Source organism: Ruegeria sp. AH12 (genome assembly GCF_056541465.1).
Genome location: NZ_JBQFYL010000003.1, coordinates 431541 through 446821, shown reverse-complemented (window position 1 = coordinate 446821; position 15281 = coordinate 431541). Strand labels below are relative to the sequence as shown.

Here is a 15281-nt window from a genome sequence, read left to right as displayed (position 1 = left end):
CTCGATCTCGTCGCGCTGACGGCCCAACTCGGATGTGATCGAGCCGAACAGCTCAGGGTCACGGTCGGACAAGGACTGGGTGAAAAAACCCTGGGTGCGTTGCGGGGCGTTCACGTTGAAACCTCCTGAAAAGGGTTAGCCGGTCCAGCCGAGGCCAGCGGAAATGGCGTTCATGGATTGCAGCAAAGGCACAGGAACCGATCCTGCCTGCGGCTCGCTTCGGGCTTGTCGCAGCAGCTCGACCTGCAGCGCGTGAATGCGGGCCAGTTCGGCCCGTTTACGATCAAACCGCTCGCACAGACGAGGAAAACGGTGACCGATGGTCTGACCGCCGGTCAGAAACTGCACTGCGCTGCAGGCACTGTCGTATTCCGTTTTGATAGCCCGCGAGATGCGCTGGCGGGTCTCAGTATCAGGGACAAGGTCGCCGTATTGTGCGGCGATATCCATATCCGCCTGATAGAGCGATTTTTCCATCTCATCAACGGCGAGGCGGAACAGGCGAGAGTCATTAAACATGTCCTGCAGCACTTCATCACCGCGCGCTCCACGGAATTTACGAAAGCTGATCATGGCGGCGCCAAACCCGTACCAACCGGTGATCAGGTGACGGTTCTGCGACCATGCAAAAACCCATGGTATGGCCCTCAGGTCATCCAGACTGGCTGCGCCAAACCGGCGGGTCGGGCGGGACCCGATTTTCAGGCGGGCAAGTTCTTCGACTGGGCTGGCTTGCTGGAAATAATCCAGAAAACCCGGCATCTGCAGAAGCGAGACGTAGGCCGTCTGCGACAGTTCCGACAGGGCATCCAGCGCATCGTCGAACTCGGGCCGGGCAGGGGTTTCGCCAGGGTTGGCGGTATGGCGTAGCGTGCTTGAAAGCAGCAATTCCAGATGCGCTGCAGCCGTTCCGCGGTTGGCATATTTGGTTGAAACAACCTCGCCCTGTTCGGTTACGCGCAATCGCCCGGCAATTGTTCCGCTGGGTTGCGCGGCGATGGCGCGTCCTGTAGGTGCGCCGCCCCGGCTGACCGAGCCGCCGCGACCATGAAAAAATGTGGCCTTGAAGCCTTGCGAGGCCAGTGCCGACACGATCCGGCGTTGGGCACGTTCCAGTTCCCATGTTGAGCAGAAGTAGCCGCCATCCTTGCCGCTGTCCGAATATCCCAGCATCACCTCAATCACGTTACCGTTGGTTTTGAGGCTGCGGCGGGCAAGCGGAACGCCCAGGACATCCAGCAAGATCGCCGGGGCGTTCCGCAGATCGGCAATCGTCTCAAATAGCGGGACCACCGAAATATCTAGTGTCTCGGACCCGAACCCGGCATAACGGGCCAGCAGGTAGACGCCAAGCATATCATCGGCAGAGCGGGTCATAGACAGGATGAACGGGCCGATTGCCTTGGGATCTGGCCCTGATCGTACGCTGTGGACCAGCGCCAGAAGAGCGAGCAATTCCTGTGCCTGATCGCTCAGCGCATCGCGGCTTTGATAAGGCAGGTTCTGATCCGACAATTCGGTTCGCAAACGGGCAGACCATTCGGCCGTGCCATAGTCCGGAGCCTGCCCGGATTGTGACCAGATTTCGGCCAGAACATCAGTTGTGACGGTCGAATTCTGACGGATATCCAACGTTGTGGTTCGGAACCCAAAAACCGTCGCGGCACGGCGCAGAGGGCGGATATGCCGTCGCGCCAGAATATCGGCGTTGACCGCGCACAATGCGTTATCAAGCGCATCAAGATCGCTCACGAATTGTGAGATGTGACCATAGCCGCCATCTGTCAGCCGCTGGCGAATGGCATTGAGAGCCTGCCGAAACGGTTCGTTCCGATTTCGGCCAGCATCCGGAACCCGGTCGATTATTTCTTGTATACGCGCTTTGTTGGGTTCGGGCAGCGGCAATATGAGTGCACTGATACTCAGCCTGCTTGCAGCTTGATCAAGGGCCTGACGGTAAAGGTCCAGAACCGTTTCGCGCCCGCGTTGCAAAGCCAGCGCGGTCATCTCGGTCGTGACATTCGGATTGCCGTCCCGATCGCCGCCGATCCAGCTGTGAAAGCGGATATCGGGTGTTTCATTCAGGGTCTGGCCTAGCACATGCAGGCAGGCCTGATCGAACCGATCCATGACCTGCGGGACGGCGTCAAAGATTGCATCCCGGAAGAATTGCAACCCCCATTCGATTTCATCGTGCAGGCTTGGGCGCGACAGTCGAAGTTCACCCGTCAGCCACAGAAGATCGATCTCACCCTCCAGGCCATTCAGCAGTTCGGCGCGTTCGGTCGGGGTCCAGCGTTGGGTTTCAAGACCGACAAGGTTGCGGTAAATCCGACGGTGAATTTCCAGAACAGTGACCCGTTTGGCCTCGGTCGGATGCGCGGTCAGGGTGGGACCGGCGCACAGATCAGCGGTCAGCTTTTTCGTCTGGCGATCCGTCAGGGACAGGTCAGACAAAACCTCGGCGAATCCGCCTTCGACCGCTTCGGCCCCGCTTTGGGTCTCGGTCAGGCGACGGTCCCGGACTTCTGCGTTTTCATCAATGATGCGCAACAGTTGAAACCAGATCGACAAGGCCTGCAAGTATGGTGTTGCTTCCCGCCCGGCGGGGATGCGTTGCAACGGCGTGGCCTCGGCCCAGGTCGCCACATGGGGCGCCCGTTTCAGCAAGATGTTCCGCCACAACACCCGCAATTCCGAACGCAACCCTTCGGCATAGTTCGAAGGTTCCGGGGTGGGCTGAATACTCCGCGCCAGCGCTTGCATCAGATCACCTGATCCCGCGGAGTACGACCTGCAAAAAAATCGCCGAGATTGTCGAGAACGCGAAACCCCATGGCTTCGCGGGATTCGCGCGTGGCGCTCCCCAGATGGGGCAACATCACCAGATTGTCGCACTGCAGCAGGTCCGGGCTGATCCGGGGTTCGCCGTCAAAGACATCGAGCGCCGCGCCGCCGATCGTGTCGAACATGAGGGCTTGTACCAGAGCGTGCTCGTCCACAACTTCGCCGCGGGCGGTGTTGATAAGGAAGGCATCAGGCTTCATCAGGTCGAGCCTACGCCCGTTGATCAGGTGTCGGTTCGTCGATCCTCCGGGGCAGTGCAGCGAGACGAAATCGCATTGTGGCAGCAAATCATCGACCGTTTCGACCTGCGTTGCGCTGAACTGTTTCAGCACCTCGGCTGACACTGCGCTGCGGTTCTGCACCAGAATTTTCATGCCAAAGCCATGATGCGCGCGCCGCGCCATTTCCTGCCCGATCCGTCCAAAGCCGATAATGCCAAGCGTCTTGCCGCTGACCTTCGTGCCGACTAGGTGGGTCGGACGCCAACCGGACCAGTTTCCAGCGCGTAATTCGCGCTCGCCTTCGCCCGCGCGACGGGCAACCATCAGCAGCAATGTCATGGCCAGATCGGCCGTACATTCGGACAGGACATCCGGTGTATTGGTTACGGTCATCCCTAGATTGCGCGCCGATGGTTCGCAGATATGGCTGTATCCAACGCCGTAATTGGCGAGTATTTTGGTCTGGGCCGCAGGCACGTCCAGCGCCTCGGCGCTGAGCGTATCCGTGACCGTAGGCAAAACCGCGTCATAGCGTTTTAGCGCATCGCGTATTTCGGCCGAGGACATTGGTTTGTCCCCGGTATTGAGCACGGCGTTGTAGTTCTCGGCCAGTTGCGCCTCGACGGCGGCAGGCCAACGACGGGTGACAAGAACCGAAGGCTTGACCATCACGCAGCCTTTCCCATGACACGGGCGATTGTTTCACCGATGACGGCAGGGTTTTCGGCAACAGTCACACCGGCGGCGGACAGAATCTCGACCTTTTCCGATGCACTTTCTCCAAAAGCCGAGATAATCGCACCGGCATGGCCCATGGTCCGTCCTTTTGGTGCGGTCAGACCGGCAACATAAGCAATGACGGGTTTGGTAATGTGATCGCGGATGTATTCAGCCGCTTCAGCCTCTTGCGGCCCGCCGATCTCGCCAATCATGGCAATAACCTCGGTGTCCTCATCCCACTCAAAGCGTTCGAGAATGTCACGGAACGAGGAACCATTGATCGGATCACCCCCGATGCCGACACTGGTCGAAACTCCGATACCGCGCTCTTTCAGCTGCGCCGCAGCCTCATAACCCAGCGTCCCCGAGCGGCCAATGATGCCGACATTGCCGGGCAGGTAGATATGCCCAGGCATGATCCCCAGCAGCGCCTTGCCTGGGCTGATGGTTCCGGCGCAGTTCGGGCCGGTCAATACCATGCGCTTATCGCGGGGGTAGCGGTACATGTAGCGCTTGACGCGGATCATATCCTGAGCCGGAATGCCGTCGGTGATGCAAACGCAATAGCGGATACCGGCATCTGCGGCTTCCATGATCGAATCTGCCGCAAATGGGGGCGGGACAAACACAAGGCTCGCATCCGCGCCGGTGGCTTCGACAGCTTGTTTCACGGTGTCAAACACGGGCACACCCTCGACGGCTTCGCCACCTTTTCCGGGAACGACGCCGCCGACTACGTTGGTGCCATATTCCAGCATGTCCTTGGTATGAAAGCGCGCCATGCGTCCGGTGATGCCCTGAACGATTACGCGAGAGTCGCGGTCGAGAAGAATGCTCATTATACAGCCCTCACCTTGGTGTTTTGTGTCAGGTCGTTCCGCCAGGCACCCACCGCCCGTTCGGCGGCTTCCATCAGCGTTGTGGCACGGATGATCGGCAGGCCGGACTTGGCGAGGATCTTCTGACCCTCTTCGACGTTGGTCCCGGCAAGACGTACAATGACAGGGATGTCGATCTCCAACTCACGCAGTGCCTGTACGACGCCTTCGGCGACCCAATCGCAGCGGTTGATACCGGCAAAGATGTTGACCAGAACCGCCTGAACATTGTTGTCGGACAGAACCAGACGGAAGGCCTTGGCGACACGTTCCGGCGAGGCGCCGCCGCCAATGTCGAGGAAGTTCGCAGGCTCGCCACCGGCCAGCTTGATCGTGTCCATCGTGGCCATGGCCAGACCTGCACCGTTCACGATGCAGCCGATATTGCCTTCAAGGCCCACATAAGACAGCCCTCGGTCTGCCGCGCGGCTTTCGCGCGGGTCTTCCTGACTTTTGTCGCGCAGTTCGGAAATCTGGGGATGCCGGAACAAGGCGTTGTCGTCAAAGCTCATCTTGGCGTCCAGCGCCAGAACCCGGTCATCGCCAGTGACGACCAGCGGATTAATCTCAACCATGGTTGCGTCCAGTTCGCTGAAGGCGGCATAGCAGCCCTGCAGCGTCCGGACCATTTGCTGTACCAGACGGGGCTCAAGGCCCAGATTGAACGCGAGCTCGCGGGCTTGGAATTCCTGTAGCCCGACGGCGGGTTCCACGATGGAACGCACGATACTGTCGGGGCGGTCCGCCGAGATTTCCTCTATCTCCATGCCGCCTTCTGAGGAGGCTACAATCATCACCCGCTGGCTGGAGCGGTCCAGAACGAAACCCAGATAAATCTCGCGATCGATCGGCACGGCGGATTCGACATAGACACGATAGATGCCCTTGCCGTCCGGTCCGGTCTGGTGGGTCACCAGCTTGCGGCCGAACATCTCGTCGCAGGCCGTATGAATCTCATTTTCGCTGTTACACAGCTTGACGCCACCCGCTTTGCCGCGGCCGCCTGCGTGGACTTGTGCTTTGACAATCCACTTGTCTCCGCCAAGCTCTCGGGCGCGATAGGCTGCCTGTTCAGGGCTATAGGCCAACGCGCCGGACGGTATGGCAACACCGAAGTTCGAAAGAACTTCCTTCGCCTGATACTCATGAATATCCATCTGCATTCCTCCCGTTTATGCAGTGCGTTCAAGCAGCGATCGACGTGCCGTAACGGCTTTCGAGCAATGCCTCGATCTCTTCGAAGTCGACGGTGCCACCCAATTCGCGCATGGCTTCGGCGAACAGACGGATGATCTGGCTGATCGCCTGGCGGTTCAGTTGATTGAGGATGCCGATCCGGACCTGTACCGGTGCGCTGAGGGTTGGCCAGATGCCGAACCCGCGCGCCCGGCAATTCTGGACCAGCTCCATCTCGCGCCCGGCCAGCTCCGGCGGCAGGTTGAGGACCAGAAGGCTGGGCATATCCGAAGTCACTTCGCAACCCATCGCGGTTACGGCGTCACGCAGCACCTTTTCATGCGTACGGTACGAAGCTGACCGCTTCGCCAATCCTTCAGTCAGCGTCAGACGAAGGGATTCATGGAAGGCAGCCACTGCGTACCCGGAATGGGTCCGGTGATATGTCCCTTTCTCGACGTCCTGTCCGTCGACGATTCCCCAATGACGGGCCTCGAAAATGGGATTGTGGACATAGCTGTAGGCGCCAGTTGATTTCAGGCTGTCAATGTAGTCCTTGGAAAAGCTGACCGGTGCATAGGTCAATGGCAAGCAGCAAAGGCCCTTTTGCGGGCACGATGCCCAGCCGGCGATGCCCGGATAGTCATCGATCCGGAAATCTTCGACACCCAAAGACGAAACGGCATCGATCAGACCCATTGCGCAATGACGTTCACAGGCATCCGAGAATCCGCGCAGATCATTGATACGGCCCGAACCCGTCTCCCAATGCGCCATGAAGGCCCATTTGGGCTTATGCTCGGCCAGTGCGGCCTCGACCATTTCGCCGGTCACTGACTGGCCATGCGGAACGTCGATGACGGTGACACTGGCGGCCTGCGGGTCCAGAGGGTTGGCGACATGCTCCTCCGGCGTTGCCGCCTTGATGCGCAGGGTCAGGGTGTCAATGCCTGAAAAGGTGCCGTTGTTAAATGCAACAACCTTGTCGCCAGGCATGACGGCGGAGAACATGGTGTCCAGTGCGCTCCAGCCCGTGCCTGCGACCGCGAACGTATATGTATTCGAAGTGCCCCAGATCTCGCGCAACATGTGCTTGCATTCGACCATGCCGCGCAGAACGTCGCCCTGCATGTGATCCGCAACTCCGGCTTTGGAGAAGGCCTGAAGAACGCGGACATCGGTGTTGCCCGGCCCCGGACCAGCCGCCAGCGTCTCGGGGATTTCGAGCGTAGGGTAAATCTGGAAAGTCATTCGATCCTCCTTGACCGTCGGGGTGGTCGACCACGCCCAAATATCGTGTTGTGGATCAGAAAAGCGTCGCTTGCTTCATCGCGCAACGTAACTTACTACTGCTTTAGGCCTTCTAATAGGATGGGTAGAAACCTACCCATTTTGGCAAGAATGCAAAAGTATACTAAGAAATGCCCTACACTAATGGGTAGCATTTCTGGATTTTGGGTGTAAAATCAATGGCAGAGCCTGCTCAGGAACCGATTGACGTAATGCTTGCCGACAATAATCCGCTGGTGTTGTCGGCCATGTCAGAGATCTTTGAACGTGATCCGCGATTCTCTCTGGTGGCCACATCGGCAACCGCCGAAGGGTTTCTGGGCGCGGTGATGAGAGTTCCGGTCAAGGTTTGTGTAATTGCCTGGAATTTGCCGGTCCTGGGTGCGGCCAAACTGATCGAAGTTTTGCGTGAGCAGGAGAGCGCGCCCCGTTTTGTCGTCTACGGTGATGAAGCAGGAGATGTTCCGCGCCTCGCAATGCAGGCTGGCGCAGCGGGGTTCGCTTCGCGGTCGGGTGAGGTTGAGCATCTGTTGGAAACCTGTGCAGACGTAGCGGCTGGCAAAATGGTGTTCCCATTCATCGACGTTCGGAAAATGCAGAGAGACCCGATCCACACCTTGTCTCGTAAAGAGCGCATCATACTTGAAGCACTGGCCAAGGGGCTATCGAACCGCGATCTTTCGAAAGACCTGCAAATCTCAACCAACACGGTCAAGTTTCACCTGTCCAATATCTACGAAAAGCTCTCAGTAAAAAATAGGGCTCAAGCGATTGCATTCTTCTACTCTTCTGGCGCAGCCTCAGGTTAATTGAATTGCTCCAATAGCCGAGCGTGTACTGTCGGATCACCCCTTTGGTGAAACTGGATTGCCGGCAAAATCAGATACTTAGAGCTTTTAGATTTTTGTGAAACCAGAATCCGGGATTTGCTAACCAAACAAATAAAAAGCAGTCCTTCATCTATGCGGCGGCTACTGCGCAGGGATGGTACGCGGAAGCCTATGACGACGTTTACGACCGCCTGGCCAATGAAAACAGTTTTCCGTGTGTTGGTTCAAAGAACGCGATTCGTAAGGGCCTACTGAAGCTTATCTTTGTCGAAGGGAATGATCTGGGCGATATGAAACGTTTGGCAAGGGGGTTCATTGCATTTTAGAGGTGAGTTGAGGTGCTTTTTGGGCAGGGAATGACGCGGATCGATGCGATGTGCGAGGTGCGCTCAACTGAGCAGACCCACTACCGTTGGCACAAGTAGTGTGGCGGTATCTCCCACCTGCACCAGAAACCGTCGTCCAGATGGACCAAAGGTTAGCCGCGCACTAACAATCAAAACGGACCACTTCAGTGGGGCCGATCAGCGCGTTTTCAAGGACGGCATCTTGCTCTCCGGTGCAAGGGTGTCTCGGCCTACCCCGGAATGGTCCGGTGCCGGCAATTGCTGTCAGACGTGAAATAGAGCGTCTGGCGCGGCCTTATGCTCTGGACGCATTCAGAGCCTGTCGAATGTGCGACGCTAAAGTCAAGAAAGACGATGAACAGCGCACCCATTCGCTAGCTGGCGCGAACTTCAATGACTGCTTTGCGATCTACCACTACAGAAGCGAGGCCGGTTGGCGAATGTCTCCTTTGGGCTGCGTCTACTTATGCAGGGAATAAAGCTATTTTCGGCAGGTCTGTTCATTGCTTGCGATCTCAAGTTACCCGGTCATTCTTGTTTGGCTTGAACATCCAAATGTCGGAATAGAACTCTTGGGATGGACGGCTAAAACCTACTGTGATCCTATGGCGTCGCAGTTCATGGGCAGTCAATGCGATCAGCTTCTTATATTGTAGGTATTTTAGTAGCCATTGCCGCCAGCATTGGCCTTTATTTGGTTTCTTACCAATACTTCGTCTCAGAAGAGCTTTCGAAAGCGCAGGGCCGTCTCTCTCTCTACCAAAGCTCGGTGAATAGCGCACTCGAACGTTTTTCCCATCTCACATACGTGCTGTCACAAGACTCCTTTGTAATTGGAACAGCCGAAGGCGATGGCACCGGAACCTTAAACCGACGCCTCGAGGATTTTGCAGACCAGGCCGGTCTGGATGCGATCTACCTGATGGACGAAGACGGGATCACGATTTCCGCATCGAACTACCGCGACAAAGGGAGCTTTGTTGGCCAGAACTACGCTTTCCGCCCGTATTTCCAAAGCGCCATTTCTGGCGAACAGGGCCGTTTCTATGCCATCGGGGCGACGACTGGTCTGCCAGGATACTTCATCGCCAACGCAGTGCTTGACGACCAGGGAACTTCAACTGGCGTCATAGCGATTAAGATCGATTTTTCTAGTCTTCAGGATAGTTGGAAAAACTCGGGCGAACAGGTTCTTTTGGCCAATGAAGACGGCGTCGTTTTGCTTTCTTCGAACTCGGATTGGCAATATCGCGCGTTGACACCATTATCAGAACCACAGCAAGAACGGATTCGAGATGCCAGGCAGTTTCCGGGGCAAGACTTGGATGCGTTGGATTGGGTTGAGTTGCCGGGAGGGCAGGCCAGAATTGCGGGGACGAAGCGCTTGCATCTTGCGGCTACGGATTTGCCTCATGGCTGGTCGCTTCACTATTTTGCAAGTGACGATCAGGCCGTAGCCCGCAGTTGGCTTGTAACCGCAGTTTTTGTCCTTTTGGCGGGGCTCGCATTTATCTTTTTCCAGATACAACGCGCGAGACGCGTTAGCGCGGCCTTGGCGCGGTCCGAAGAGGAAGAAGCAAAACTGCGGGAGGCAAACGAAAGGCTCGCTATCGAAATCGACGACCGCAAGACAGCCGAGCGGAGCCTCAAACGCACCCAAGGCGAGTTGGAGCGCGCAAGCCGACTGGCGGCTCTGGGGCAACTCTCCGCGTCTGTCACACATGAATTGGGCCAGCCCATCGCTGCGATGCGCAATCACCTTGTGGCAGCAGAGATCTCATCTTCAGGTGAGACCAAGCTACCGCAAAAAATCGGAAGCCTCGTCGACAGGATGGAAGGGATCACGCGCCAATTGCGGTTCTTTGCACGGTCAGAGAATGAGGCGTTCGACGACGTAGACTTATGCACTTCGGTCAATGCCGCTGTGGCTTTGGTTGCGCCAAACATCGAGCAGGGCAGGGTGAAAACCTCAATTGATGCGCCGACCGATCCGGTCTTTATCCGGGGCAGTGCCCTAAGGATCGAACAGGTCATCACGAACCTTTTGCGCAATGCCATAGACGCTATGGATGAAGCGGATGCGCCTGAAATCCATATCGCCGTCAAGGCTATTGATGATGAGGTCGTGTTGGAAATTCAGGACAACGGTCACGGGTTGGGCGAGGCAACGCTGGCTGAGTTGCAAGAGCCATTTGTAACTGCAAGAGAAAGCGGGAGAGGCATGGGCTTGGGACTGGCCATTTCCACCAGCATTGTCAGAGATCACGATGGCACAATGACGGCCCGAAATCGTGATGACGGCGGAACAATTTTTCGTGTCAGCTTCCCGATAGCCTCAATCAATGAAGAAACGGACGAATGACTCAGCAGCAACCCTTCAAAGTTCTGGTCGTTGACGATGACAAATCAATGCGACAGTCCCTTGTCGAGTTGCTCGAAGCCGCCGGCTGGACAGTTAGCGCCTTGCCACGTGCGACACAGGTGACGGAACATCTGGCCAACGCCTCGCCCGATGTCATTCTATCCGATGTGCGTATGCCCGGCATGTCGGGTCTCGAATTGCTGGCCAGCCTGGACAGGGATGTGGCGCCTCCGGTGGTATTGATTTCGGCGCATGGTGACATTCCCATGGCGGTTCAGGCCATACAGGACGGGGCGTATGGGTTCATCGAAAAGCCATATGAACCACGTCGATTGCTTACGGTGCTAAGGCACGCGGCTGAACAGAACCGGATGCGAAGAAGTAATGCCCGCCTCAAAGATCGGCTGTTCAAACTGTCAGGCCTTGACCGCATCCTGCTGGGCCAAACAGACACCATTACAGACTTGCGACAAGACGTACTTGATCTTGCTGATACATCGGTTGCGGTTTTGTTGAAGGGGGATACGGGCACCGGGAAAGAGCTGGTAGCTCATGCTTTACATGATTTGGGCCGTTCGCCCGAGGCACCGTTTCTGGCGCTGAATTGCGCCGCATTGTCGGCTGATACGTTTGAGGCGGAAATGTTCGGCGTCGTGGGCGAATCCGACGGAAGGCTTGTGGCAGCTTCGGGCGGAACCTTGTTTCTGGATGAAATCTGCTCATGCCCACCAGCGGCTCAGGCCAAGCTATTAAGGGTCATCGAAGATCAGCAGGTGCTACCGGTGGGGGCTGTGTCGCCGGTGCCGGTAAGTTTCAGGGTCTTGTCAGCAACCAACGAAGACGTTCAATTGGCCGCCGAGGAAGGCCGCCTGCGTCAGGATCTATTGTTTCGATTGAATACTGTCGTCCTGTCCTTACCTCCGCTACGGCAAAGACGGGATGATCTGGTTCTGTTGGCAACGCATTTCTTGAGCGAATACGCGCAGGTTTATGAGATAGACGCGCCAGAACTCGATCAGGACGATTTGGCCGCTCTGCTGGCCCATGAGTGGCCCGGCAATGTGCGTGAGTTGCGTCATGTCTGCGAACGGCGTATTTTGGCGGCCCGGCGCGGAGGAGGGTCGGTCGTGGAGGCTATACATAGCGATCAACACTTTGACGAAGTACCGGATACGCTGCGCGAAGCGGTTGCTGCTTTTGAGCGCGAGCTCATCGGCAAAGCCATCAAGGCACACAAAGGCCGCATGGATGCCGCCGCCGAAGCGCTAGGGATTGGCCGCCGGACGCTCAATGAAAAGATCGTCAAACTCGGTCTCGATAAAGAGGCGCTGTTGTAGGAGAAATCACTCTGCGGATATCCGCAGGGACTCCGAAGTTTCACGCGCATTTTCCTTCATGGGCAGGCTGCTGTCCATCCTGGATACTCCACCCAAGCGAATTGCGTGATCTGGGAGGAGCCATTATGCGCAAACATCTTAACCGGGCGGCCATTGCTGCCCTGTCACTGACCGTTGCATCCGAAGCGCTGGCTGTCGAATGGAACGTTTCCCTGTGGGGCAAGCGTCGTGCCTTTACCGAACACGTCGAGAAACTTGCCGAACTGGTGAGCGAAAAGACGGACGGTGAGTTCACACTCAACATCAGCTATGGCGGTCTGTCGAAGAACAAAGAAAACCTCGATGGGATTTCGATCGGTGCGTTTGAAATGGCCCAGTTCTGCGCGGGCTATCACCGCGACAAGAACCCTTCGATCACTGTCTTGGAACTGCCGTTTCTGGGCGTGACATCCCTTAAACGGGAAGTCGACCTGTCGATGGCCGTTTATCAACATCCGGCCGTTGTCGAGGATCTGGCCCGCTGGGACGCGACTTTGCTGATGCCGTCGCCACTGCCGCAGTACAACCTTGTTGGCGTGGGCGACGCGCCGAAATCTCTAACCGATTTTGAAGGTTTGAGCGTTCGGGCGACAGGTGGCATCGGTAAAGCGATGGAGACAGTTGGGGCAGTTCCGACCTCGATGTCTGCGTCCGAAGTGCGTCAGGCAATGGATAGTGGCATCGTCAAAGCGGTCAGCTTTGCGCCACATGCGCATATGTCCTTCGGGACTATTGAAAACGGCACGTGGTGGACGACGAACCTGAACCCCGGAACCGTCAACTGCCCCGTCGTGGTGAACACGCTGGCGCTGGAAGACCTATCTGACGAACACCGCGAAGCGCTGCTGGGATCGGTGGACGAGGCACTGGATCACTACGTGAGCCACTACCAGACCAAAACGATGGAAGCGTGGGGTCCTGAGTTGGATCAACGCGGCATCGAACGGGTCACTTTCAGCGATGAAGAAATTGCAGCGTTCAAGGAAGCTGCTGCCGCCCCCGCGGCCGAGGCCTGGATTGCAGAAAACACCGAGCGTGGCCTGCCAGCACAAGAGCTTTATGACCTTGTGACTGGGAAGATCGCAAACGGCAGCTAATCCACTCACAGCCCGGCGTCGGCCAAGCTGGCGTCGGGTGCCTTTTCCCCGACAGCGGAGTAAAACGATGGCCGGGTCATCCCAGGTGCTGTCTGACGACAGCCGTCTCAGCATTCTCGATCAACGTCTCTACAAACTGGAGAGCTTTCTGGCTCTGATCAGCGGTCTTGCAGTGTTCTCGCTGATGGTCATGGCCGTAGTCTCCGTTGGTGGTCGGAACTTCGCCAATGCGCCACTTCCCGGTTACGTGGACTGGATCGAGCAGGCCATGCCATTGATCGCCTTCATGGGGATTTCCTATGCGCAGCGTGATGGCGGCCATATCCGAATGGACATGGTTGTTGGAGCGCTCAGAGGCCGGACGCTCTATATCGTTGAGTTCATCACGACCGCTGTCATTCTGGCGCTCATCGCCTTGCTGATCTGGGGGAGTTGGGCGCATTTCGCACGCAGCTTTGACTTTGGTGCTCCACTCTGGAGCCGCGACAGCTCGATCGACATAGGTATTCCGCTGTGGCCCGCAAAGCTGTTGGCCCCCGTCGCCTTCAGCGTGCTTTGCCTAAGGCTTGTTCTACAGCTCTGGGCCTACGGTCGTGCGATCCGGCACCCCGATCAGGCCCCTATTGCTGTCCCGCTGATAGCTGACGCAGCCACTCAAGCTGCAATGGAAGCCGAGCACGTCTCGGGCCACGACAACTGAGGTTAATTCTGATGGAACCCATTGATATTGGTTTGATCGTTTCGGGCGGTATGCTTGTTCTTGTGGTGCTGGGGATGCGCGTGGCCTTCGCCGCCGCTACAGCTGGCATGGTTGGTCTGATCTGGATCTTCTGGGCCAAGTTTGGGTATGACCCGGCGCGGTTCGGGAAGGCCGTGACTGTGGCTGTCAAAACAGCGGGGCAGGTGCCGCACTCCAAGATTTCAAGCCAGGCGTTGAGCCTTATCCCGACCTTCATCCTGATTGGTTACCTCGCCTATTACGCAGGCCTGACCAAAGCCTTGTTCGAAGCCGCGAAGCGTTGGCTGGCATGGGTCCCCGGCGGGCTGGCGGTTTCGACCGTTTTCGCAACCGCTGGGTTTGCGGCGGTATCTGGGGCCTCGGTCGCCACTTCCGCTGTGTTCGCCCGTATCGCCATCCCCGAGATGCTGAAGATCGGCTACGACAAGCGTTTTGCTGCAGGTGTCGTCGCTGCAGGTGGTACACTCGCCTCGCTCATCCCGCCTTCGGCCATTTTGGTCATCTACGCGATTATCGTGGAGCAGGACGTGGGCAAACTGCTGTTGGCCGGATTCATCCCGGGCATGTTCTCGGCTGTGATTTATGGCTTGCTGATCATCGGCATGGCCGTCGTGATCAAAGGATTTGGTCCCGCAGTCACCGGATTCACATGGAAAGAACGTTTCCTCTCGTTGCCGCCTGCATTGCCCATCGTGATTGTCGTCGTCACCATCATCTTCTTTGTCTACAACCCGTTCGGCGGCGATGCCTGGGGTACGCCAACCGAAGGCGGCGCAATTGGAGCATTTGTGGTGTTCCTGATGGCGCTGTACCGGGGCATGCGCTGGGCCGAACTCAAAGACGCGCTTTTGGAAACCGCCAAGCTGAGCGTCATGATTTTCACGATCATCTGGGGCGTTTTGGTTTACGTTCGTTTTCTTGGTTTTGCCGAACTGCCAAGTGCGTTCTCCGACTGGATTACCTCGCTTGAGATGTCTCCGATGCTAATCCTGATCTGTATTCTTCTGGCATACGCGGTGCTTGGTATGTTCATGGATGCGATAGGTATGCTGCTGCTGACGTTGCCGGTCGTTTACCCAGCCGTCATGGCTCTGAACGGTGGTGAAGCCGTAAGCGCAGCCGAGAGTACCTTTGGTATGTCCGGGCCCATGTGTGCCATCTGGTTTGGCATTCTGGTTGTCAAAATGGCCGAGTTTTGCCTGATCACCCCACCTATCGGGCTGAATTGCTTTGTAGTGGCTGGCGTGCGCGATGACCTAAGTGTTCAGGATGTCTTTAAGGGTGTAACGCCTTTCTTTCTGGCGGATGCTGCGACCATTGCGATGCTCGTTGCTTTCCCTGCAATCGTTCTATGGCTTCCAGGACAGGTTTGAACCACATGGGTTGATTTTGGTGTGT

The 15281-nt window shown here is 57.0% G+C and carries 11 protein-coding genes; 6 read left to right on the top strand and 5 right to left on the bottom strand.

Annotated elements, in window-relative coordinates:
• Positions 1–135: 135 nt before the first annotated feature.
• The 5 genes from ACR0EL_RS08815 to ACR0EL_RS08795 are packed head-to-tail and all read right to left on the bottom strand — an operon-like array spanning position 136 to position 7093.
• Positions 136–2766 (bottom strand): phosphoenolpyruvate carboxylase, encoded by a 2631-nt coding sequence (locus tag ACR0EL_RS08815; protein ID WP_480499453.1) that lies wholly within the window; start codon positions 2764–2766, stop codon positions 136–138.
• Positions 2766–3737, bottom strand: a complete 972-nt coding sequence (locus ACR0EL_RS08810) for a 2-hydroxyacid dehydrogenase (RefSeq protein ID WP_480499451.1) — start codon at positions 3735–3737, stop codon at positions 2766–2768. Before ACR0EL_RS08810 ends, ACR0EL_RS08815 begins: the two co-directional genes overlap by 1 nt.
• Positions 3737–4627, bottom strand: coding sequence for a succinate--CoA ligase subunit alpha (sucD, locus tag ACR0EL_RS08805; protein WP_480499450.1), 891 nt, complete (start codon positions 4625–4627; stop codon positions 3737–3739). Before sucD ends, ACR0EL_RS08810 begins: the two co-directional genes overlap by 1 nt.
• On the bottom strand, positions 4627–5823 hold the full coding sequence (locus ACR0EL_RS08800; RefSeq protein WP_480499448.1) for a malate--CoA ligase subunit beta: 1197 nt from the start codon (positions 5821–5823) through the stop codon (positions 4627–4629). Before ACR0EL_RS08800 ends, sucD begins: the two co-directional genes overlap by 1 nt.
• Before the next feature lie 28 nt (positions 5824–5851).
• Positions 5852–7093, bottom strand: a complete 1242-nt coding sequence (locus ACR0EL_RS08795) for a pyridoxal-phosphate-dependent aminotransferase family protein (RefSeq protein ID WP_480499446.1) — start codon at positions 7091–7093, stop codon at positions 5852–5854.
• A 218-nt stretch (positions 7094–7311) separates the two neighbouring features.
• On the opposite strand from ACR0EL_RS08795, the gene ACR0EL_RS08790 reads away from it, so the two are divergent.
• The 6 genes from ACR0EL_RS08790 to ACR0EL_RS08765 all read left to right on the top strand — a co-directional run bounded on the left by ACR0EL_RS08790 (position 7312) and on the right by ACR0EL_RS08765 (position 15256).
• Complete coding sequence (locus ACR0EL_RS08790; protein ID WP_480499444.1) at positions 7312–7941, top strand: LuxR C-terminal-related transcriptional regulator; 630 nt, start codon at positions 7312–7314, stop codon at positions 7939–7941.
• Positions 7942–8940: 999 nt separating this feature from the next.
• Positions 8941–10671 carry a sensor histidine kinase gene (locus ACR0EL_RS08785; RefSeq protein WP_480499443.1) on the top strand — a complete coding sequence of 577 codons (1731 nt, stop codon included), beginning with the start codon at positions 8941–8943 and terminating at the stop codon, positions 10669–10671.
• On the top strand, positions 10668–12008 hold the full coding sequence (locus ACR0EL_RS08780) for a sigma-54-dependent transcriptional regulator (RefSeq protein WP_480499442.1): 1341 nt from the start codon (positions 10668–10670) through the stop codon (positions 12006–12008). The genes ACR0EL_RS08785 and ACR0EL_RS08780 overlap by 4 nt, the downstream gene beginning before the upstream one ends.
• Before the next feature lie 125 nt (positions 12009–12133).
• Positions 12134–13144, top strand: coding sequence for a TRAP transporter substrate-binding protein DctP (gene dctP, locus ACR0EL_RS08775; protein ID WP_480499441.1), 1011 nt, complete (start codon positions 12134–12136; stop codon positions 13142–13144).
• A gap of 67 nt (positions 13145–13211) precedes the next feature.
• Positions 13212–13844, top strand: coding sequence for a TRAP transporter small permease subunit (locus ACR0EL_RS08770; RefSeq protein WP_480499440.1), 633 nt, complete (start codon positions 13212–13214; stop codon positions 13842–13844).
• 11 nt (positions 13845–13855) lie between these two features.
• The gene (locus tag ACR0EL_RS08765; protein ID WP_480499439.1) at positions 13856–15256 is read left to right on the top strand and encodes a TRAP transporter large permease; all 1401 of its coding nucleotides are present in this window, start codon (positions 13856–13858) and stop codon (positions 15254–15256) included.
• Positions 15257–15281 lie beyond the last annotated feature (25 nt).

Coding starts and splice junctions, on each gene's coding strand:
- ACR0EL_RS08765 (WP_480499439.1), top strand. CDS start 13,856: ATGGAACCCATTGATATTGGTTTGATCGTTTCGGGCGGTATGCTTGTT.
- ACR0EL_RS08790 (WP_480499444.1), top strand. CDS start 7,312: ATGGCAGAGCCTGCTCAGGAACCGATTGACGTAATGCTTGCCGACAAT.
- ACR0EL_RS08810 (WP_480499451.1), bottom strand. CDS start 3,737: ATGGTCAAGCCTTCGGTTCTTGTCACCCGTCGTTGGCCTGCCGCCGTC.
- ACR0EL_RS08800 (WP_480499448.1), bottom strand. CDS start 5,823: ATGGATATTCATGAGTATCAGGCGAAGGAAGTTCTTTCGAACTTCGGT.
- dctP (WP_480499441.1), top strand. CDS start 12,134: ATGCGCAAACATCTTAACCGGGCGGCCATTGCTGCCCTGTCACTGACC.
- ACR0EL_RS08780 (WP_480499442.1), top strand. CDS start 10,668: ATGACTCAGCAGCAACCCTTCAAAGTTCTGGTCGTTGACGATGACAAA.
- ACR0EL_RS08795 (WP_480499446.1), bottom strand. CDS start 7,093: ATGACTTTCCAGATTTACCCTACGCTCGAAATCCCCGAGACGCTGGCG.
- ACR0EL_RS08785 (WP_480499443.1), top strand. CDS start 8,941: ATGCGATCAGCTTCTTATATTGTAGGTATTTTAGTAGCCATTGCCGCC.
- ACR0EL_RS08770 (WP_480499440.1), top strand. CDS start 13,212: ATGGCCGGGTCATCCCAGGTGCTGTCTGACGACAGCCGTCTCAGCATT.
- ACR0EL_RS08815 (WP_480499453.1), bottom strand. CDS start 2,766: ATGCAAGCGCTGGCGCGGAGTATTCAGCCCACCCCGGAACCTTCGAAC.
- sucD (WP_480499450.1), bottom strand. CDS start 4,627: ATGAGCATTCTTCTCGACCGCGACTCTCGCGTAATCGTTCAGGGCATC.